Origin of the sequence: Paraburkholderia sp. J7, assembly GCF_905220155.1 — a bacterium.
Taxonomy (GTDB): domain Bacteria; phylum Pseudomonadota; class Gammaproteobacteria; order Burkholderiales; family Burkholderiaceae; genus Paraburkholderia.
The window spans coordinates 13,267-33,922 of record NZ_CAJMYZ010000029.1; the positions used below are offsets into that span (position 1 = coordinate 13,267).

General features: G+C 64.8%; 19 protein-coding genes and 1 pseudogene. 8 read left to right on the top strand and 12 right to left on the bottom strand.

The features are described from left to right. Nucleotides 1-158: 158 nt before the first annotated feature. From U5A58_RS34570 to U5A58_RS34590, 5 genes are all read right to left on the bottom strand, one after another. The gene (locus tag U5A58_RS34570) at nucleotides 159-632 is read right to left on the bottom strand and encodes a carboxypeptidase regulatory-like domain-containing protein (protein ID WP_321964742.1); all 474 of its coding nucleotides are present in this window, start codon (nucleotides 630-632) and stop codon (nucleotides 159-161) included. A gap of 187 nt (nucleotides 633-819) precedes the next feature. Then, nucleotides 820-2,529 (bottom strand): lactate permease LctP family transporter, encoded by a 1,710-nt coding sequence (locus tag U5A58_RS34575; protein WP_321964743.1) that lies wholly within the window; start codon nucleotides 2,527-2,529, stop codon nucleotides 820-822. A 92-nt stretch (nucleotides 2,530-2,621) separates the two neighbouring features. Then, on the bottom strand, nucleotides 2,622-4,088 hold the full coding sequence (locus U5A58_RS34580; RefSeq protein ID WP_321964744.1) for a LutB/LldF family L-lactate oxidation iron-sulfur protein: 1,467 nt from the start codon (nucleotides 4,086-4,088) through the stop codon (nucleotides 2,622-2,624). Continuing rightward, nucleotides 4,085-4,804, bottom strand: a complete 720-nt coding sequence (locus tag U5A58_RS34585; RefSeq protein ID WP_321964792.1) for a LutC/YkgG family protein — start codon at nucleotides 4,802-4,804, stop codon at nucleotides 4,085-4,087. The genes U5A58_RS34580 and U5A58_RS34585 overlap by 4 nt, the downstream gene beginning before the upstream one ends. Nucleotides 4,805-4,815: 11 nt before the next feature. Further along, on the bottom strand, nucleotides 4,816-5,607 hold the full coding sequence (locus U5A58_RS34590; protein WP_321964745.1) for a (Fe-S)-binding protein: 792 nt from the start codon (nucleotides 5,605-5,607) through the stop codon (nucleotides 4,816-4,818). A 230-nt stretch (nucleotides 5,608-5,837) separates the two neighbouring features. On the opposite strand from U5A58_RS34590, the pseudogene U5A58_RS34595 reads away from it, so the two are divergent. The 5 genes and pseudogenes from U5A58_RS34595 to U5A58_RS34615 form a co-directional block, all read left to right on the top strand. Beyond that, nucleotides 5,838-6,491: pseudogene (locus U5A58_RS34595) on the top strand (FadR/GntR family transcriptional regulator); the annotation flags it as partial. Between the two features lie 228 nt (nucleotides 6,492-6,719). Next, on the top strand, nucleotides 6,720-7,103 hold the full coding sequence (locus U5A58_RS34600; protein ID WP_321964746.1) for a VOC family protein: 384 nt from the start codon (nucleotides 6,720-6,722) through the stop codon (nucleotides 7,101-7,103). Nucleotides 7,104-7,213: 110 nt separating this feature from the next. Beyond that, a complete protein-coding gene (ppk2, locus tag U5A58_RS34605) occupies nucleotides 7,214-8,143 on the top strand; it encodes a polyphosphate kinase 2 (protein WP_321916089.1) in 930 nt (309 codons plus the stop codon). A 93-nt stretch (nucleotides 8,144-8,236) separates the two neighbouring features. Further along, nucleotides 8,237-8,506 (top strand): type II toxin-antitoxin system RelE/ParE family toxin, encoded by a 270-nt coding sequence (locus U5A58_RS34610; RefSeq protein ID WP_415774338.1) that lies wholly within the window; start codon nucleotides 8,237-8,239, stop codon nucleotides 8,504-8,506. A 4-nt stretch (nucleotides 8,507-8,510) separates the two neighbouring features. Beyond that, nucleotides 8,511-8,780: a helix-turn-helix domain-containing protein gene (locus U5A58_RS34615; protein WP_415764697.1), complete on the top strand. Its 270-nt coding sequence runs from the start codon at nucleotides 8,511-8,513 to the stop codon at nucleotides 8,778-8,780. 69 nt (nucleotides 8,781-8,849) lie between these two features. Here the strand turns inward: U5A58_RS34615 and U5A58_RS34620 are convergent, their stop codons facing one another. Then, entirely contained in the window at nucleotides 8,850-10,439 is a 1,590-nt protein-coding gene (locus U5A58_RS34620) for an inorganic phosphate transporter (protein ID WP_321964748.1), read from the bottom strand. Between the two features lie 161 nt (nucleotides 10,440-10,600). On the opposite strand from U5A58_RS34620, the gene U5A58_RS34625 reads away from it, so the two are divergent. Then, nucleotides 10,601-12,226: a diguanylate cyclase gene (locus U5A58_RS34625; protein ID WP_321964749.1), complete on the top strand. Its 1,626-nt coding sequence runs from the start codon at nucleotides 10,601-10,603 to the stop codon at nucleotides 12,224-12,226. A gap of 44 nt (nucleotides 12,227-12,270) precedes the next feature. Here the strand turns inward: U5A58_RS34625 and U5A58_RS34630 are convergent, their stop codons facing one another. Then, entirely contained in the window at nucleotides 12,271-12,675 is a 405-nt protein-coding gene (locus tag U5A58_RS34630) for a helix-turn-helix domain-containing protein (protein WP_028202557.1), read from the bottom strand. Nucleotides 12,676-13,483: 808 nt separating this feature from the next. Here U5A58_RS34630 and U5A58_RS34635 point away from each other — a divergent pair. Beyond that, nucleotides 13,484-13,882 (top strand): hypothetical protein, encoded by a 399-nt coding sequence (locus U5A58_RS34635; protein ID WP_321916063.1) that lies wholly within the window; start codon nucleotides 13,484-13,486, stop codon nucleotides 13,880-13,882. Between the two features lie 62 nt (nucleotides 13,883-13,944). Beyond that, nucleotides 13,945-14,553 (top strand): hypothetical protein, encoded by a 609-nt coding sequence (locus U5A58_RS34640; RefSeq protein ID WP_321964750.1) that lies wholly within the window; start codon nucleotides 13,945-13,947, stop codon nucleotides 14,551-14,553. 36 nt (nucleotides 14,554-14,589) lie between these two features. Here U5A58_RS34640 and U5A58_RS34645 read toward each other — a convergent pair whose 3' ends face one another. From U5A58_RS34645 to U5A58_RS34665, 5 genes are all read right to left on the bottom strand, one after another. Beyond that, the gene (locus U5A58_RS34645; RefSeq protein ID WP_321916061.1) at nucleotides 14,590-14,835 is read right to left on the bottom strand and encodes a DUF2964 family protein; all 246 of its coding nucleotides are present in this window, start codon (nucleotides 14,833-14,835) and stop codon (nucleotides 14,590-14,592) included. Nucleotides 14,836-15,176: 341 nt separating this feature from the next. Next, entirely contained in the window at nucleotides 15,177-16,616 is a 1,440-nt protein-coding gene (gene fliD / locus U5A58_RS34650) for a flagellar filament capping protein FliD (protein WP_321964751.1), read from the bottom strand. A 157-nt stretch (nucleotides 16,617-16,773) separates the two neighbouring features. Beyond that, the gene (locus tag U5A58_RS34655; RefSeq protein ID WP_321964752.1) at nucleotides 16,774-17,367 is read right to left on the bottom strand and encodes a YigZ family protein; all 594 of its coding nucleotides are present in this window, start codon (nucleotides 17,365-17,367) and stop codon (nucleotides 16,774-16,776) included. A 794-nt stretch (nucleotides 17,368-18,161) separates the two neighbouring features. Continuing rightward, on the bottom strand, nucleotides 18,162-18,479 hold the full coding sequence (locus U5A58_RS34660; protein WP_321964753.1) for a hypothetical protein: 318 nt from the start codon (nucleotides 18,477-18,479) through the stop codon (nucleotides 18,162-18,164). A 311-nt stretch (nucleotides 18,480-18,790) separates the two neighbouring features. Continuing rightward, entirely contained in the window at nucleotides 18,791-20,461 is a 1,671-nt protein-coding gene (locus U5A58_RS34665) for an acyl-CoA synthetase (RefSeq protein ID WP_321964754.1), read from the bottom strand. Nucleotides 20,462-20,656: the final 195 nt, after the last annotated feature.

Here is a 20,656-nt window from a genome sequence, read left to right on the forward strand (position 1 = left end):
CCGTGAATCCGGCTGGGCGCCGGGCCGGCGCGCCGCAGTTCACGATCATAGCCGCAAACGGGGACGGAGTTCATTCATGTGGCATGAATGCACCCGCGGGGTGTCATGCGAAAGACATGTGCGTCAGCGCCTCTGACTGGAGGGCTCGTCAATGACCTTCACATCGGCCAGACGAAGGTTTCGTGAGCGCGTGTCGCGTTGCCGATGTCCACTGTACGCCGCTCCGTGTTGCCGCCATGGCTCGCGGTGATCACATAGCGGCCGTCCGGAATCGAAACGAGCATGAACGGGCCGCACGTGCGCGTGGAAAGAAGCGGCGTGCCGTGCATGTCGGCGATCTTTACGGGGACGTCCGCGAGATATTCATTGCCGTCGGCGGATTGCCGCGCGAATTCGAGCGAGAGCGGATAGCGATGCATCGCGGCTTTGAACGCCGCCGCCTGGTCGCTGCCGACGCCGCCAGTCAGATACGCAATATCGCCGCTGTGCTGGGCAGGCGGCAGCATGCCCGCCGTTGCAGTCGTGATGTCCGCCTTGCCTGTTGCCGGGGTTGCCGCCCACGCACCCGGCGCGCCGAACACCACAGCGAGCGCGAGCGCCGCGCCGATCCACGGAGTTGAGCGTGCTTTCATTTTCCACCTCCATCGATTCGTTGACCGGATGCCGGCGCGCGTGTCGCGTGTGCCGGACGAATCGAGGGTAGGCAGGGCGGCTTAAAAGTCGCTTAAAGCCAGCGCTTTTCACGCCGGATGCAAAGAAGGCCGTTGCCCGCGCGCGGCGGAAAACGGCCTTCGTGATTTCATGACGGCGCTTACATCGTCACTGCGGAATCATGCCCGTCAGCACGTAAGCCTGAATCAGCGTCACCACGCCCACCACAGCCGCGAAGAACAGGCTGTGACGCACGGTGAAGCGAAACAGCGACGACTCCTTGCCGACAAGCCCCGTTGCCGCGCAAGCCACCGCGATCGACTGTGGCGAGATCATCTTGCCGCTTACGCCGCCCGAGGTGTTGGCCGCGACGAGCAGCGTGTCCGACACGTTGATCTGATGCGCCGTGGTGTGCTGCAGCGAGCAGAACAGCGCGTTCGACGAGGTATCGGAGCCCGTGAGAAACACGCCGAGCCAGCCGAGGAACGGCGAGAAGAACGGGAACGCGGCGCCGGTGCCCGCAAGCGCGAGGGCGAGCGTGGACGACATACCCGAGTAGTTCGCGACGAACGCGAAGGCGAGCACGAGGCCGATGGAAAGCACGGGGCGGCGCAGTTCGCCGAGCGTTTCGAAGAAAGCGGCCACGGCGGCGCGCGGCTTCATGCGCAGCAGGATCACGGAGAGGATCGCAGTGATCATGATCGCGGTGCCCACGGCAGAGAGCCAGTCGAGCTTGAATACGGCTTCATAGGGCTTGGGCGTAGCGACGATCGGCGCCGTGCGCACGACGAGTTGATCGAGACCCGGCACGTGCAGGCTCAGAATCGTGTCCGCGAGCGGACCCTTCGCCGCGAAGAGCGCCTTGAACGGCTTGACGCTCCACACGGTCACGATGGCCGTGAGCAGAATGAACGGCGACCACGCGCGCACGGTTTGCGCGATGCTGTACGGCGAAGCCTTGCGGCCCGAAGCGGCCGCGCGCGAACCGCCTGCGCCGCCGCCAAAACCGCCCAGCGCAGCCGCACCGCCGCTCACCTTCACGCTCGTGCCTTGCGCAGCCCGGCGCGGCTGCCACACGTTGAGAAACGCGGCGAGCGCAACGAGGCTCACGAGCGCCGAGGTGATGTCCGGCAGCTCAGGCCCGATGTGGTTCGACGTGAAGTACTGCGTCACAGCGAAGCTGCCGCCGGCCACCAGCGCGGCGGGCCACGTTTCCTTCACGCCGCGCTTGCCGTCCATGATGAAGACGAGCCAGAACGGCACGAAGAGCGAAAGCAACGGCAACTGGCGGCCAGCCATCGCGCCGATCAGGAACGGATCGATGCCCGTGACCTGGCCCGCGACGATGATGGGAATGCCCATCGCGCCGAACGCGACCGGCGCGGTATTGGCGATGAGGCACAGACCGGCGGCGTAGAGCGGCTCGAAACCGAGGCCGACGAGCAGCGCCGAGGTGATCGCCACCGGCGCGCCGAAGCCCGCCGCGCCTTCCAGGAACGCGCCGAACGAGAAGCCGATTAGCAGCAGTTGCAGGCGCTGGTCGTCGGTGATCGAGAGCACCGAGGCGCGGATGATTTCGAATTGCCCCGTCTTCACGACGATCTTGTAGAGGAACACCGCGGTGACGATGATCCACGCGATCGGCCAGATGCCATAGGCAAAGCCAAAGCCCGCGGAAATGAGCGCCTGGCGCACGGGCATGCCGTACTCGAAGATTGCCACGGCGAGCGCGAGCAGGAGGGTGATCGCGGCGGCGACATGGCCCTTCATGCGCAGGCCCGCGAGCGCGACGAAGAAAAACAGAATGGGAATGGCGGCGACGAGCGCGGATAGCCACAAACTGCCAAGCGGTGTGTAGATCTGATACCAGGGTTGCACTACGGTCTCCTCCGACGATACGGGTAGAAAATTTATGTCAGTTCGTCAGGCGCGCATTTACGATTTATTTCGCATGCCTGACGACATGAGTGCTATTGCGGCTGATCGCGTTCGCGCAGCAGGTCGTGCAGGCTGCGCGGCGCGGGCTTGAGCGGCGTGCGATGCTGCGTCCAGCCCATCTGCTGTGTGGGGGCGAGGCCCCGCAGGCGCGTCACGGCCCAGCGCAGCGCGCGGTATGCGCGCGGATGCGCGAATGCGCCGCTCCAGAAGCGCCAGATGAATTGCTCGCTTCTGCTGTGATTCGCGCCCTGGCCGCGAAGCGGATGCGCGACGCTTTCCTCGGGCTCGCGGTTCGCTTCGGTGCGCAGGCGCACGAGCAGTTGCGGAATCGGAATGCGCACCGGGCAGACTTCGCCGCACGCGCCGCACAGGCTCGAAGCCGTGGGCAACTCGGCGGTCGCGTCGAGCCCGAGCAGATGCGGCGAAATGATCTTGCCGATCGGCCCCGGGTACGTCGTGCCATACGCATGCCCGCCGATGCGCGTGTACACCGGGCAGTGATTCATGCACGCGCCGCAACGAATGCATTGCAACGTGGCGCGCAATTGCTCGTCGGCGTAAGCCTGGCTGCGGCCATTGTCGAGCAGCACGAGATGCACTTCGCGCGGGCCGTCTTTCTCGCCTTCGCGGCGCGGGCTGCTGATCAGGTTGAAATACGTCGTGATGGGCTGGCCCGTGGCCGAGCGCGTGAGCAGGCTCGAAAGCGGCACGATGTGCTCGAGCTTCGCCACCACCTTCTCCATGCCCATGATCGCGATATGCACGTCGGGCACCGTGGTGGAAAGGCGGCCGTTGCCTTCGTTTTCCACGAGCCAGAGCGTGCCCGTGTCGGCGGCGGCGAAGTTCACGCCGGAGAGGCCGATCTGTGCATCCACGAAGGCACGGCGCAGCGCGCGGCGGCCCGTTTGAATGAGCGTGTCGACGTCTTCCGTAAATGGCGTATCGGGAATGTGTTCTTCGAACAGGTGTCCGATATCCCCCTTCGTTTTGTGGATCGCGGGCATGACGATGTGCGAGGGCTTTTCGCCCGCGAGCTGCACGATGTACTCGCCCATGTCCGATTCGATGCAGTCGACTCCGCGCGCCGCGAGGTAATGGTTGAGCTCGATTTCCTCGCTCGCCATCGACTTGCCCTTGATCACGCGCGTAGCCGCATGCCGCTGCGCGATGTCGTGGACGATGCGGTTGGCTTCGTCGGCGGTCTCGGCCCAATGCACCTGAATGCCGTTCGCGCGCAGTGTCGTTTCCAGTTGTTCGAGCAATTCCGGCAGGCGCGCAAGCGCGTGCTGGCGCACGGCTTCGCCGAGGTCGCGCAGGGCTTCGAGCTCGTCCGCTTCAGGAAACTGTGCGGCGCGCTTGCCTTGCAGGAAGTCCATCGCACCGCGAAAGCTCTTGCGCAACTGCGGGTCGTCGAGCGCCGTGCGTGCACGCTGGCGGAATTGCGCGGTCGGGACGAAATGCAGCGTGTTTTCCTGGGGCGTTTGCGTGATCGTGCTCATTGGGCGGCTCCGTGCTGCGCGCGCGTTGCGTGATCCTCATCCGTTACGACGACAACCCACAGCGCGCGCGGGCCGTGCGCGCCATATGCGGTGGTCTGCTGAATGTCCGAGGTCTTCGAAGGCCCCGAAATCATCACGAGATTGGTGGGCATGCCGCCGCTCCAGCGTTCGGCCGCCACAGCGGCGTGCAGGTCGGCGTGCAGCGTGCGCGCGTGGATCAGCGCGACGTGCAAAGGCGGCACGAGCGAGACTGTGCGCGGCGCGTTCGCGTCGGGCACGACTATTAGCGTGCCCGTCGCCGCGAGCCCAGAGCGCGCGACCGTGAAGCCCGCGTCGATGGTGTCGAAGAGTTCGCTCTTCCACTGCTCGATCGGCTGCGCATAGCTGCGCGCCTGCACGGCAGGCGGGAGTGCTGCCGTGAGCGCGTGCCCTTCGGCGCTTGCGGTGTCGAGCAACAGGCTGCGCACGCCGGCAGCTGCGAGGCGCCCGGCGAGATCGGCGGCCCAGGTGGCGGCGCTCGCGCAGATCACCTCGGCGTGCGCGGCTTCGAGCATGCGCTGGAACTGCGCGACGCGTTCGTTCAGCGCAAGCGGCGCGTGTGCCCGGCGCTCCGCGAAATGCGCGTCGATGCGGGCATCGAGCGCATCGGCCGTCGTGGCGGGCGTGGCGGGTGCATGGGCGCGCAGGCGTTGCAGCATGCGCGCACGCGCGCTCATCGAATCGACGCTCATGCGGCCTCCCCGCCGGTGCGGCGCCAGAGGAAGGAGGCCAGGTGCTCCACGGCGAGCGGCGCGCCCTTGTGCGCCGCCGCGTGGCCGATGTTGAGCAGGCACCCGCAGTCGGCGGAAACGAGGCGCTCGCAGCCCGTGGCGCAGGCGGAGGCGATCTTGTCGGCGACCATCGCGCCGGAAATGTCGGGGTGCTTGAGCGAGAACGTGCCGCCAAAGCCGCAGCATTCCGATTCGCGCTCGTGGTCGATGCGCGTGACGCCCGGCAGCGCATCGACGACTTCGACGCCGTGCACGCGCGTGCCCATCTCGCGCCGCGCGCCGCATGAGGTATGCAGCACGACGCGCTCTTCGGGCTGCCGGTCGGAAGCCTTTGCGCCATAGGCATTGAAATCGACGTTCAGCACGCGCACGAGGAATTCCGTGAGTTCGTACACGCGCTCCGAGAGTCCCTGGGCGCGCGCGGCGTTCGCGGCGTCGTCGTCGAACAGCGAGGGCCAGTGGTGGCGCATCATGCCCGCGCACGAGCCCGAAGGCACGATCACGGGCCACGGCTTTTCGAAGAGGCCGAGCTGCGCGAGCGCGACCTCGCGCGCCTGGCGCGGGTTGCCGCTGCTGTACGCGGGCTGGCCGCAGCAACTCTGGCTGCGCGGGAAATGGACCGTGAGGCCCTCGCGTTCGAGCAGCTTGACCGCGTCGAGGCCGGCTTGCGGCACGAACAGGTCGACGAGGCAGGTGGCGAACAGATAGACGTCGGTGGGGCGCTCGGTGGGGTATTGCCGTGGCTTCATGTCTCGCTCGGTGTCTTTGCGCGCTTTCGCGATCTGCCCTCGCGGGCCCGGGTGGCCGTGAAGGTTGAAGACAAGCGCGGGTTTGGGCGCATAATTCCCGCTTCGGGCGAGCGGTTCAAACTGGTTGGACCACCCGCCGCAAGCGACAACGAGACTCGGGACGGCATGGGGGTGGCACGGGGATGGCAATCAGGGACAGGGCGGGTACGCGCGGGCGTGTGGAAACCGTGATGCGCCGCATGGAGACGTCGCTGCTCGACGGCACGTGGCGCGCGGGAGCGAAGCTGCCCTCCGAGCGAGTGCTCGCGCTGGAGTACGAAGTGGCGCGCAACACGGTGCGCGAGGCGATCCAGCGCCTGGCAGCGCGCGGCCTCGTGCAAAGCAGGCCGGGAGCGGGCGTGTTCGTGACCGACCAGCTGCGCACGGGCTTTGCGTCGCCCTGGGGGCAACTCGTGGCCGATCATCCGGCCTTGCGCGAAGACATCCTCGAGTTTCGCCGCGTGCTGGAAGGCGCGACCGCGTATTTCGCGGCGCTGCGCGCGAGCGACGAGGACCTCGCGCGCATTCGCGCGCTGATGCAGGAACTGGAGCGCACGCGCGAAGTGGACGACAAGGCCGCGGAAGCCGACACCGACGCGAAGCTGCACGAAGTGATCGCGCAGGCTTCCCACAACGCGATGTTCCTGCATCTGCACACGAGCGTGCTGGGCGTGCTGCGCGAGCACATCACGATCAACGGCACGGGGCTGCGCGTGCAGAACGAGGACGCGCCGGACCAGTTGCTGCTGCAGCATCGAACGCTTTGCGACGCGATCGTCGCGCGGCGTCCCGAGGAGGCGCGCACGGCCATGCAGACGCATATCGACTTCGTGCGCACGCGGGTGGGCGACGAGATCGGCTGGCCGGAAAGTGGTCCAACCAGTGGCGATGCGCAGCGCGCCGCGCCAGCGGGCAAGACCCTGCGCAACACCACTCGCAAGGCGCCGGGCAGCGCAGAGAAAAAGCCAACGGCTCGCGCACGGCGGGCGAACGCTGCTAAAGTCGGCTGATTGGGTCGACGGGCCGCAGTGCGGGTATCACGCAGTGCCTGGCCACCAGAGCAGGAGGAGCCGATGAACGAGAGTGCCGCGCAAATCGTGGCGTTGAGCGCCGTGACGCTGACCGTCAGCGATATCGCGCGATCGGTGCCGTTTTACGAGGCGCTCGGCTTCGTGCAGAAAGCCGGAGCCGCAATACCGGGCTTCGCGTCGTTCGAGCTGGGCGGCGGTGCGGCGGGCGTTTGCTATCTGAATCTGCTCGAGGGGCCGCACGGCGTGGTGAACGGTTGGGGCCGCGTGATTCTCTACGTCGCCGACGTGGACGCCTTCTACGCCCACGCGCTGGCGGCCGGCGCGAAGCCCGAATTCGCGCCGCGCGACGCGCCGTGGGGCGAGCGCTATTTTCATCTCGTCGATCCGGACGGCCACGAGTTGAGCTTCGCAAAGCCGCTCGCGTGAGGCGGCACAATGCATTTGAAATATTCGTGACACTCGCTGCGCCGATAGTGGCGCGAGTTGCCAGCATATCGACCAAGGAGAGAGTCGCCATGAATGAATTCGACCGCACGATGGACGCCGAACAACAGGATGCGCAGCAGCAGGAAGCCGAACGGCATCGCCGCCGCCGTCTGGATGAGGAACTCATCGACGCCTACGACGAAGAGCTCGAAATGGAGGTCGACGACCGGTTGCAGGAAAGCGGCCTGCAGATCAGCGACGAGGCGCGCGCGCTGCGACGCGTCTATTTCCGCGAGCTGATCCGCCTGCAGGGCGAGCTCGTCAAGCTGCAGGACTGGATCGTGAGCACGGGGCACCGGCTCGTCGTGATCTTCGAAGGGCGTGACGCAGCGGGCAAGGGGGGCGTCATCAAGCGCATCACGCAGCGCCTGAACCCGCGCATGTGCCGTGTGGCCGCGCTGCCCGCGCCGAACAACCGCGAGCGCACGCAATGGTATTTCCAGCGCTATGTGCAGCATTTGCCGGCGGGCGGCGAGATGGTGCTGTTCGACCGCAGCTGGTACAACCGCGCGGGCGTGGAGCGCGTGATGAACTTCTGCACCGACGACGAATACGAAGAATTCTTCCGCTCGGTGCCGGAATTCGAAAAAATGCTCGTGAGGAGCGGCATCCAGATCGTCAAGTACTGGTTCTCGATTACCGACGACGAGCAGGAAGTGCGCTTCCAGAGCCGTATCGACGATCCGCTCAAGCAGTGGAAGCTCTCGCCCATGGACCTCGAAAGCCGCCGCCGCTGGGAGGCCTATACGCACGTGAAGGAAGTGATGCTGCAGCGCTCGCATATTCCCGAGGCGCCGTGGTGGGTGGTGCAGGGCGTGGACAAGAAGCGCGCGCGCCTGAACTGCATCCACCACTTGCTGAGCCAGGTGCCGTATCACGAGATCGAGCATCCGCAAGTCACGCTGCCGGCGCGCGTGCATCATCCGGATTACATTCGCCAGCCGGTCGCAGAGCAAATGATCATTCCGGAGATTTATTGACGGGTTGCCCCGCTTTGGGCCTGATCGAAAGCAAACGCGACGATTTTGGGGCGCCCATGGCGAAGTAACATATTTGTTCTATGCCTGCCGAAAATGCTCGCGGTGCGCTTCGTGTCGCTTGCCGAGCGCATGGAGCAACACGGTCCGAACCTTGGAGAGCCGCACACCAAAGCGATGGGTGACGGCTTGTTCGAACTCCGCCTCAAAGCGGCGGAAGGTCTTGCAAGGGTGTTCTACTGCGCAATTGTGGATCGTCGTGTCGTGATGCTTCGTTGCTATGTGAAGAAGACGCAGCAGACCCCGCACAAGGAACTGGAAATTGCGCGCAAGCGGCACCGGGAGGTAAGAAGTGGGAACCTTTAGGGAAATGCGCGAGCGAGTCCTCGCTGATCCCGAGGCGCGGGCGGAATACGACCGGTTGAATCGCGAAGAATTTGCGCTGCTCGACCAGATGTTGGCTGCCCGCCATAAAGCAGGATTGAGCCAGGCACAGGTCGCCGAGCGCATGGGTACGAAAGCGCCGGCAATCACACGTCTCGAACGCGCACTGGCATCAGGCGAGCACTCGCCTTCGATCGACACATTGCGCAAATACGCGCAGGCGTGCGGCAAGACGCTGATCATCTCGATCGTCTGAATTCAGGCATTCGATGAAAAAAAGCCGGACTCCCCAAGGGGAGCCCGGCTTTTTCATGTCCGTTCGCACTCAGAACAGGTGCTTGAACACCCAGTAAAGCGCGCCCGCCAGCACGATCGATGCGGGCAGCGTGAGCACCCACGCCATCACGAGGCTGCGCACGGTGTTCCATTGCAGGCCCGAGCCGTTCGCGGCCATCGTGCCTGCCACGCCCGAGGAGAGCACGTGCGTGGTCGAGACCGGCAGGCCGTACACGTCGGCCGCGCCGATCGTCACCATCGCCACGACTTCCGCGCAGCCGCCCTGGCCGTAGCTCAGGTGCTGCTTGCCGATACGCTCGCCCACTGTGACCACGATGCGCTTCCAGCCCACCATCGTGCCGAGGCCCAGCGCGATCGCCACGGCCACTTTCACCCACGTCGGGATGAATTTCGTCGCGTGGTCGATCTGGCTGCGGAAGTTGTTGATGGCCTTCGCGTCGTCGGCAGAAAAGGCCACGGCCTTCTGTTTGTCGAGCAGGCGGATCGCTTCGGAAATCACGTACATGTTGTTGCGCACGTTATCGACGACCGATTGCGGCACCGCCGCGAGCGAGCCATAGCCGTGGACCTGGTCGGCCACCTGGTTCGACAGCGCGGCGAGCGCGGGCACCGTCGTGCTCGAGATCGTGCGGCTGCCGATGAAGCGTTCGACTTCGGTACGCGGCACGGCGGGCGCGGCCACGCCGTTCGTGTAGCGTTCGAGCGCGCGCGTGGCGTCGTGCGCGACGGCGATGAAGGTCTGCGTTTGCTCGGCCGTCACGGCGCGGTTCAGCGCGTAGGCGGTGGGCACCGTGCCGATCAGGATCAGCATGATGAGGCCCATGCCCTTCTGGCCGTCGTTGGAGCCGTGCGCGAACGACACGCCCGTGCAGGTGAGAATGAGCAGCGAGCGGATCCAGAACGGCGGCGGCTCCTTGCCCTTTGGCTCGGAGTAGAGCTCGGGCACGCGCACGACCGCCTTCAGGATGAGCAGCAGGAGGCCCGCCAGCAAGAAGCCGACGATCGGCGAAAAGAGCAGCGACTTGCCCACGCCGAGCGCCTGGCTCCAGTCCACGCCGCTCGTGCCGTTGGCGCCGTGCATGAGCTGGTTCATGAGACCCACGCCGATGATCGAGCCGATCAGCGTATGCGAGCTCGACGAAGGCAAGCCGAAGTACCACGTGCCGAGGTTCCAGATGATCGCGGCGATGAGCAGCGCGAACACCATGGCGAAGCCCGCGCTGCTGCCCACCTGCAGGATCAGTTCGACGGGCAGCAACTGCAGGATGCCGAAGGCCACCGCGCCGGTGGAGGTGAGCACGCCGAGAAAATTCCAGGCGCCCGACCAGATCACCGCGATATTGGGTGAAAGCGAGTGCGTATAGATGACGGTTGCGACCGCATTCGCGGTATCGTGGAAGCCGTTCACGAACTCGAAGCCGAGCGCGATGATGAGCGCGATGCCGAGCAGCACCCAGGGCATCGCCGAGCTTTCGCGCACCGGCGAGAGGTCGTCGGCGAGATGCATCCCCACGTACACGGCGCCGATGGCGATGACAATGAGAAATGCGAGCAGGCTGACATTGCGCCCTCGCGCGGGGGCAGTGCCCGGTTGCGGTGACAGGGAAAATTCTGGCATGGCGGGCGGGCTCCTGGGGGAGGGAGGGGGCAGAGGTTTCGCCTTCGATCCTGAACCGCCCAGGTGTCCGTTTGATGACGGTTTTGTGCCAGCCATGCCCGACGCATGTCCGATGAATCGGCGCCCTGTCCACACGCGCTATCGGTAAGAGGATTGCGTTGATGCAAAAACGGGTTCTTTCGTTGCGCCTGCGGGTGCGCCGCTGGGCCGTCGTTCGGGCGAAGGCGGCGACACGCCTGATCGGCAACTATCCCTTTTTCGCAGGGTTATCCGGCACGCTCATCGCGACGGCGATGGCGATCCTGACCTACGCGGCGCTCTACGAGGGCCGCGCCGAAGAACTGCGCCACGCGCAGGAGAATTCGCACAACCTCGTGCAACTCATCAGCAACGACATCGCCCGCAACGTCGAGATTTACGACCTGTCGCTGCAGGCCGTGGTCACGGCCGCGCAGCAGGCGCAAACCTGGAATTTGCCCGAGGCGCTGCGCCAGCGCGTGCTGTTCGACCGCGCGACGGCGGCGTCGAGGCTGGGCGGCGCTTATGTGATTGACGCCACGGGCCATGTGAAGGCCGCGCGTAGCAACGCCTTCGAGGCGGCAGACACCAGCATTTCGTTTGCCGACCGCGACTACTTCATCGCGCAGCAGCACAACCCGCAAGCGGGCCTGTTCTTTTCGAAGCCGTATCATTCGCGCCTGCGCGGCGGCGTGCTCACCCTCGGCCTCACGCGCCGCATCAATGCGCCCGACGGCTCGTTCGCGGGCGTCGCGCTGCTCGGGGTGCGTCTCGACTACTTTCAGCACCTTCTGGAGCGCATCAATCTGGGGCCGGGCGGTCACCTCTTCATATTGATGCGCGACGGCACGGTGCTCGCGAGTCAGCCGCCGTCGCTGGGCGGCGCCGGATCGAACTATGCGGACCTGCCGAATTTCGCGGTCTTTTCCCGTCGCGCCGCCGGCAGCGATACGCTGCGCTCGGCGCTCGACGGCGTGGAGCGCATCTACACATTTGCGCACGTAGGCGACTCGCCGTTCATCGTCGTCGTGGCGCCCGCCGTGGACGATGTGCTCGCCGGCTGGCGGCGGCGCAGCTATATCGCGCTGGTGGTGACCACGGTGTTCGGCGGCGCGTGGGTCGCCGTGTCTTGGGTGCTTGCGTTCGCGCTGCGCGACAAGGTGGTGGCCGAGGGCGAACTCATGCGCCTGGCGGTAACCGACCCGCTCACGGGTCTTGCGAATCGGCGCGCGCTCGACAGCCGGCTCGCGGCGGAATGGCATCACGCGGTGCGCGAGCGCACGCCGCTTTCCGTGCTGTTCTTCGATATCGACCACTTCAAGCTCTTCAACGACACCTATGGGCACGCCGCGGGCGACGAGGTGCTGGCCTTCGTGGCCGGGCGCATTGCTTCGGGGTCGCGGCGCGCAACCGACCTCGCCGCGCGCTTTGGCGGCGAAGAGTTCGCGGTGGTGCTGCCGGGCACGGCGCTCGACGCCGCAACGCGCGTTGCGGAGAAGATCCGCAAACGCATCGAGTCGGACAATCTCACGCTAAGTGGTACGCACCATGGGTGCGTGACGGTGAGCGCGGGGTGTGCGAGCTGCAATCCGCCGGAGGGCGGCAGCAGCGCGAAGCTGCTGGCCGCCGCCGACCGCCTGCTGTACGAGGCCAAGGAAGCCGGCCGCAATCAGGTCCGGTCGCAGCAATGGACGGGAGAGGGAGCGCAGCCGCTGGTGGATTCCGAGGCCGGAACCCGAGGCCGTGATGCGCCCGCAACCCGGGGCTGAAGCGCGCCGGCATCTCGTGCGGCGCGCAACGCCCTCCATGCCGCTCAGCGCGCGGATTTCGACAGCCGGTGGCCGAGGCCCAGGTTCGAGACGATCTGCCACGTATAGACGCGCGAATAATGCACGCCGAACTGCCGGCCGATCAACTCGCGCACGCGGCTGTTGGTCCACGCATCGCTCGCGAAGCCATGCTCTCGAGCGGAGCCGTGCAGGGCGCTCGCGATCCAGCCTAGCGCGGCCTGATCGAGCACAGAGGGACGGCCGCCCACGCTCATCTGCTGGAGCGCGGCCAGTCCGCCGTCCTCGACGATGGACTTGTAGCGCCTCACCGTCTGGGCGGAGAGGTGGAGTGAGTCGGCGACGCTATTCACGGTCGCGCCTTCCATCAACATCTGGCCGGCGGCCATTCTTCTCGCGACGCTCGGCAGGTTCTCGGTTCGGGTAAGCATGTGTTCACTCGTCGACGAAAGATTCCGGACACGCGGCATTGCGGATGTGCCGCTCCTGTAACCCTTCCTGCAAGCGGGTCTTGTCGCTTGCCATGAACCCCGGCGCCGGTGCGGTGACGCGAGAGCCATGACGGACGGCGAAATCGACGCCCGGTGAAGGGCGCTTGTTGCGAAACGCCTCGGTGTTCCGCAGCGGATATTAATAATTGTTTTTGTAGGGAATGTGTATAGCTAGCGGAAAAATAGTCTGCTTGACTTGTGGATAATCCTGAACTAACGGGAAAAAACAACCGGTTCGCGTTGCTCAACAATGGGGGCTGGCATTTCGCATTGATCCCGCAATGCGCAGTTTGCTCCCATTGCAGCAAGATAACCTGACTTATTTGCTCAATCATTGAAAAGCAACATTGTGCGCTGTTTTGTATGATTAATTCACCGTTCGGCGGATATTTCGCCGGATCGACTCTATTCAATATGGATTAAATCGCGGAAGTGGCATCTAGAGATGTTTGTTAGCGTTTCAGGCTGCTGTCCGGTAAAAGTCACCGCCACCCGGCATGAGTGACGAAGTCAGCGGGGCAATTTCAGGGAGTGATTTGATTTTTTTGTGCAGAATGTTTTTCGCAAACATTTCGAATCGATTCGAATGCGGATTGGATTCGAATGAACGAATGCAGAATGCCGGATTTGCCGCGCAACGTATCGCGTAGCGAAACGGGTCCCTGAATCCTGTCGGGCCGCCAAATGCGCGCACTTTTCGTCAAGCGACGCGCGGCATGGGCGGCGGCCCGCTCTCTGGCCGCTGCGGATGAATAAAGAACTCGATGAAAAAGTAGGTCGTTTGTTGCGCCGCGCCGCGAGCCGCCGCTCGCTCGTGCCGTATGGCGCGTTTCACGCCCTGTTCGCGGGCGACGTGCCGTTGCGCGAGCGTTACGAAAAGCTCGAGGCGGCCGCGGCTGCGTTGTGCGAGCCGAGCGAGGCCGACTATGCGTCGCTGCTCTCGACCGATTCGGGCCTGCCCGGGCCGGACTTCTATACGCGCTTCAAGCGCCTGCATGCCGAGCGTTACTACGCGACGCTCGGCGCGGACCGGCACCGGATGCTGCGGCTCGCCGAAAAACGCCAGCTTGCGAACGAGGAACGCGAGCGCGTGTATGCCCACTATCTGCGCTGTGCTGCCGAAGAAGCCTGCATGAACGGCGTGTGATCCGCGCGAGCGGTGCCGCGTCGTTCTCTTGCCATTGACGATCCACGAAAAGGAGTTGCCACATGTCCACGCGCAATCGTTCTTCCGCGCCGCTGCTCGGCGCTGTTCTCGTGTTTGCCCTCGGCGTGTCGGCGCCGCTGCTTGCGCAGACGGCATCCGATGCCGCGCCTGAAAGCGCGCCGAACGCCCAGCTGCAGATCGGCGAGGTTCAGACCACAGCCACGGTCGTGGGTATCGACGCCGCCACCAATTCGGTCACGCTGCGCGGTGCGCGGCGCAACCTGGTGACGGTCGCGGTCGATCCCACCATCGGCGACGTGAGCAAGCTCAAGCCGGGCGATCACGTGAACATCCTCTACAAGGAGGCGTTGCTGCTGCGCGCCGAAAAGGTGGCGACGAGGGGTATCCGTTCGCGCGTCGATACGGTCGCTACCACGCCCGCTTCCGGAGGCGTGGCGGCCACGGCGCACAGCGTTCAGGTGGTTGCGACGGTGCAGAAGATCGACCGCAAGAGCCGCAAGGTCGCGTTGCGCGGACCGACCCGCACGGTCGTGGTCGTCGCGCCGCCGGACGTGCCGCTCGAATCGATCAAGGTGGGCGACAGCATTCGCGCTGACTATGTGAGCGCGACGGCGGTGCAGGTCACGCGCGACGGTCAGAAACTGCAGTGAGGCAATGACGCGTGGGCGGCGTGCCAGGCAAGGGCGCTAGTCCACGCGATTGCGGTCGCGCACGAGGATCGTGACGTAGATCGCCGTGCAGACGATGATGACGGCCACGCCGGTAATCACCTTCTGGTGGTCGAAGTTGATGAGGCCGACCACCGCGATGGCGATGCCGGCGGCGGAGCCGAGCGTGCCCATTGCGGCCACGAAAATGCGCATCTTGCTCCAGACGCGATGGCGCCGCTCGGGACCTGCGCCTTCCATAAATCGATGCAGTCGATCAAACATGGCGGCTCTTCCGGGTTGGGTAGAAGTCGGTCATGCGGGCACGATTGAATGAGCGGCCCTGACCAGTTCACGCACAGTGCAAGCACAGTTCAAGTATAGCCAGCCCATTATTACGCGTTCTTTCATTTGCCTGCATGCTATCGCGCCGGAATACCCGATCGCTTTTTGCGCAGGTTTAAGTTTGGCTTAATTTTCGCTCGCGATGATGGAGCCGTCGGGTCGATTTGATAGTTCGATTCGCGGTTGTTCTTCACGTCCCCTGTTGGCCGCCGATTCGTTCGGCGGCCTTTTTTTTGCCTGCCCTCGACGTTTGCTAGCGTCGAGCCGCGCGCATTCAAGCCTTATTTGTGATTGGTCGCGAGCGCGCCCGCGCTGTTCGCGCCGCCGAAAAGCTGCGTCAGATATTGCTGGTTGTTGTTCATGATCGACATGAGGTTATTGAGCGCGGTGAACTGGCTGTTGAATTTCCCAGTGAGCTGGGTGGCGCGCGCCTCGAGCAACGACGACTGCTTCTTGATGTCGTCGAGTTCCTTGTTGATGGCAGTGCTGCGCCGCTCGATGATGCCGCTCGACTGCACGTAGGGCGTGATGGCGCTGCTCAGTTTCGCGGTCGTGCCGCTGCTGCCAAACAGCGCTGCAATCGCGCGATTGCCCGGTTGCAGCGCTTTCTTGAACGTATCGTCGTCGATTTCCAGCTTCCCGCTCTTGTCGAGCTTGATGCCGATCTCGCCCAGCGAGTGGGTTACGCCGTCGTTGCCCTTCACGCCCGCCGATACGGCGGCAGGCAAACTCGACGCGAGCGTGCGCGCGATCGAGTTGCCGAGCAGCGCGCCCGCTTGTGCGCTGCTCGTACCGGTGGCGGCCGTGTAGGAGGTCAGCCCGTTCAGGGCGTCCACGTAGCTGTTGTACGCCTTCACGAAGTCGCGGATGGATGTACCTGTCGCTTCGGTGTCGGGGGCGATGGTGAGCGTTTGCTTCGTGCCCGCCGAGGCGCTTTCGAGCTTGATCGTGATGTCGCTCACCACGCCCTCGAGCGTGTTGCTCGCGCTCGTGACGCGCGTACCGTCTATGCGCAGCTCGGCGTCGCCAGCCGGCTCGACTTCGCGCATCTGCGAGGAAGCGAGGCGCGTGTCGACGCCTGCGCCCGCCTGCACGTCGATCGCGTTGGCCGCGCCGGTTTTGTTCGCGCTCAGCACGAGGTGCTGACCGTCGGCGCCATTGACGATCGACGCCGTGACGCCGGGGTTGTCCTTCGCCCGGTTGATCGCCGCGGCGACATCGGTGAGCTTGTTGCTGCCCGCGGCGATCGTCAGATGCATGGACTTGCCGCCCATCGAAATGTCGAGGCTGCCCTCGCCGAGCGTCTCGCCCGTGGCGAAGCTATCCGAGGTGAGCTTGTGCGCGCTCGCCAGGTGATCGACCTCGACCGTGAAGCTGCTCGCCACCGCGCTCTTGCCGGCAACCGCGCTCAACCCTTTGTCCTTTTCGCTCGTCGCGACCGTGAAGCGTTGCAGCGCGGCGCCGTCCTTGAACGGCTCGAGTGCGCTCTGGAGCGAAGCGAGCGCCGACTTCAGCGTGCCGAGCGCGGAGAGCGTCGTGTTGCTGGCCGTTTGCTTCGCGCTGAGGATGGCGCTTGGGCCCGCGATCTTCGCGTTGACGAGCGCCTTGACGAGCTGGTTGACGTCGAGCGTGGAGTTGGTCGCGCCGCTGATGATCGACTGGGCGGCGTCGCTCAGCGCACTGTTTGCGCTGGCGGTGGTGTTCGTGATCGTGCTTGCCATGAAAGAAGTCCGTTCGTTCCGGTGCGTCGAGTCGACGGAGCGCGCGAATGCGCAGCCATGCTTTCATTACGGCAAGCTTTCATGAAACTTAATGAAAGAATTGAAAAGAATTTGAAAAGATTTGCCTCGTCCTCGCGGCGGCGGCCGGCCGCCCGCCTCAGACGTGCTCGGGGAAGCCCGAGCGGCCTTGCGTGAGATCGGTCAGCGTGCTGCGCGCGGCGTCCACGGCGGTGGCGGGCAGCTGGATCGTGAGGCGCACGGTCATGGCGTATTGGCTTTCCACGAGCGTGAACTGCGCCTGATCGATCCAGTGACGCACGCGGGTTTCGTCGGGGTAGCCGAGTTCGACCGTGAGGCGCGCCTGCGCGATGCGCTCGACGCGCGCGGCCCCCTGCAGGGCAGTGGCGATGGCGTCGGTATAGGCGCGCACGAGGCCGCCCGCGCCGAGCTTCACGCCGCCGTAGTAGCGCACCACGGCCGCGAGCACGCCGTCCAGGTCGTGATGGCGCAGCACTTCGAGGATTGGGCGCCCGGCGGTGCCGGAGGGCTCGCCGTCGTCGGACATGCCGGACTGGCCGCCCGCGAGCAGGGCCCAGCAAACGTGCGTGGCAGTGGGATGTTCGTCGCGCAGAAGGCGGATTTCAGCCATGGCCGCTTCACGGTCGGCCACGGGAATGGCGTGCGCGATGAAGTGGCTCTTGCGGATCTCGAGTTCCGCGGTGACGGGATGGGCGAGGGTGAAGGTCGGCACAGGCGGGTTGGCACGGCAGGCGAAACCACCATGTTAGCCGATGCGCACCGACCGGATTTCGACGTCCGGCCCCATATCTTGCCAGTTTGTGTAATGGTGCTTTGCGCGGGATGCTAGTGACGCCCTGGCTTTCAGGCCGGATAATGCTCGGCATGACGGATCTAGCTCTGGCTGGAGCGAAGCCGAACTCCTCATTCGGTGATCCGTCATAGTCCTTTCTCTCGCGGCGCCGTTGCGGCCGACGCGAATCCCCAAGCGCCCAGAAGCCAAAAAAATCCCCGGTCGGACTGAGTCACGACCGGGGGTCACAAGGCTCGCCTGTTCTCAAGAGGCAATCCCACATTACGTCCGCAAAATTGCGTCCGCAATCGGAAAAAAAACCTGGTGCGCTTCGCGTTCGACGCGCGCTAGTGTTCTCACGGGTGCCAAAAAAAATCCCGGCCATCGCTGGCCGGGCAATGAGAATACACCGTGCGCTCCGGGGAACGAAACGCCCGACAACGTTACTAGCGGGCCGTGCGACCGGCAACACTTTCGCATTACCTTCAATTACTGACGTATGGCTTTCTGGCTGCGCCCCGCGCACGGCGCGGCGGGCTGGAATGGCCGTGTGACGGGCATTGTGAATATATTATTTCGCATGCCGAACGATATTTGTGCCTGAGTACGCAGATGGCTGAGTAAGGTGCTGAAATGCGCCGAGGCCGATCTCCCCTGGGGAAGACCGGCCTCGGTGTGCCACCTTCGGCGCCGCCAGGGAAGGCGGCCCGTCGATCACGCGTACGTCACGCGGATCAGTAACGCGGCGGGGGCGGCGGACGATGGTCGCCGTCACGATAGTGCGGGGGGCCCGGATCGTGCGGATGATGGTGCATCCACTCGTCGTGCGCCCAGTAACGGTGGCCGTCCCAATAACGGTCATCGTGCCAGCCGATCGAGACATGCGCGTCCACCGGCATCATGTGCGGTTGGCCGTATTGCGGCGCCGATTCGGCACGCAGCCCATACGGTGCGGATTGAGCGAAGGCGCTCGATGCGCCCATCAATGCGCCGCCGGCGATCAGTGCTGCGGCGATGGCGCGGGCGGGGGTCTTCCAGCTCTTGGTATTCATGAGTTACCTCCTCTTTGGTTGCGTCGTCAGTCACGCGGCATCGGGATGCCTTTGTGTTGCGACCACGGATCAAAGCTTATCGGCCCGAAGCGGAGGAAAACGTGACACCTTGTAAGCTTTCGTTTCATACGATTCTTCATGCCCGAAGGGCCGTATTGACAGTTGGCCCTTGATGCAGAAAGGATTAAGCGCCGCGCCTGACAATCGCAAACCGGTCCCGCACGGTCGCGTTGTCAACTGGCGTTACATTCGGGCGGCGCGGGCCGCCCGAATGCGTCACCTGTACCGGCCGGCGGGTGCCGGTGTCGTTTTTACCGAGGTGTTTTCGGCGCGTCTTGCGTGCCGGCCAGATCGATGGCGCTTTGCGAACCTAGTTGCGCGCGCAACTCATATTTCTGGATCTTGCCCGTGGCCGTGCGCGGCAGTTCGCCAAAGCGCACGGCGCGCGGCACCTTGAAGTGCGCGAGAAAGAGCCGGCAGTGCGCGATGATTTCCTCGGCCGTGACGCTCGCGCCAGGCCGCAATTCGACGAACGCGCAAGGCACTTCTCCCCACTTCGGGTCGGGCATCGCCACGACGGCGGCGAGCGCGACGGCAGGGTGGCGATACAGCGTGTCCTCGACTTCGATGCTCGAGATGTTCTCGCCACCCGAGATGATGATGTCCTTGCTGCGATCGGTAATGCGCACGTAGCCGTCGGGCGTCATCACGCCGAGGTCGCCCGTATGGAACCAGCCGCCGCGGAACGCCTCTTCGGTCGCGCGCTCGTTTTTCAAATAGCCCTTCATGCAGATGTTGCCGCGGAACATGATCTCGCCGAGCGTTTCGCCGTCGGCGGGCACGGGCTCCATTGTCTGCGCATTGCGCACGCTCACGCCGCTTTGCAGGTGATAGCGCACGCCCTGGCGGGCGGCGAGGCGCGCCTGTTCCTCTTCGGGCAGCGTCTGCCAGCGCTCCTGCACCGCGCACACGGCAGCGGGACCGTACACCTCGGTCAGACCGTACACATGCGTAAGCTCGATGCCGATCGCCTTCATCTTCGCGATCACGGCCGGCGGGGGCGGCGCGCCGGCGACCATCGTGCGCACGGTGTGTGCGATGCCCTCGCGATACTCGGCGGGGGCGTCGGCGAGCGCGCCCTGCACGATGGGCGCGCCGCAATAGTGCGTGACGCGCTCGCTGCGAATGAGGTCGAACACGAGTTTCGCGTCGAACTTGCGCAGGCATACGTTGACGCCTGCGCGCGCGGCGACGGTCCACGCGAAGCACCAGCCGTTGCAGTGAAAGAGCGGCAGCGTCCAGAGGTACACGGCGTGCTTGGGCATGTCCCACTCGAGGATGTTGCTCACCGCGTTGAGGTACGCGCCGCGATGGTGATAGACCACGCCCTTGGGGTCGCCCGTCGTGCCCGAGGTGTAGTTCAGCGCAATCGCGTCCCATTCGTTGCTCGGCGTCACCCAGGCATACTCGGGATCGCCCTGTTCGAGGAACGCTTCGTAGTCGGTCGCGCGCGGGAAGAACTCAGGGTCGGCGGGCGCGATGTCGGCCACGCTGATGATCTTGAGGTTGGGGAATTCGAGCGCCGCACGTTGCGCGAGCGCCGCGAATTCGGTATCGACGATCAGCGCTTTCGCTTCGCCATGGCGCAACATGAACAGCATGGTTGCGACATCGAGCCGCGTGTTGAGCGTATTGAGCACCGCACCGAGCATGGGCACGCCGAAATGCGCCTCGACCATTGCGGGGATATTGGGCAGCAGCGCCGCCACCGTGTCGCCGCGGCCGATGCCCGCTTGCGCGAGCGCGCTCGCGAGCCGCCGCGTGCGCGCATACGTTTCGCGCCAGGTGCGGCGGACGTCGCCATGGACCACGGCGAGGCGCTCGCCATAGACTTCGGCCGCGCGGGCGATGAAATCGATTGGCGTGAGCGGCACATAGTTGGCTTCGCGTTGTGCGAGCCCTTCTTCGTACGGGTGCAACATGGCGGTGTCTCCGGTGTCGATCGCCGATGCCGGCTCGAAAGCCGTGCCGCGGCGTGTCGCAGGTTTGTAGGTATGATTCGCGCTACCGTAGCAGGGCCGCGCACGCCAGTCTGTCGCCGGCGCGACAGAGCGGGCCGCGAGAGCGCTGCAACTCACGGTCCGCTCGACAATATCGACCCAAAGATTGACCTAACT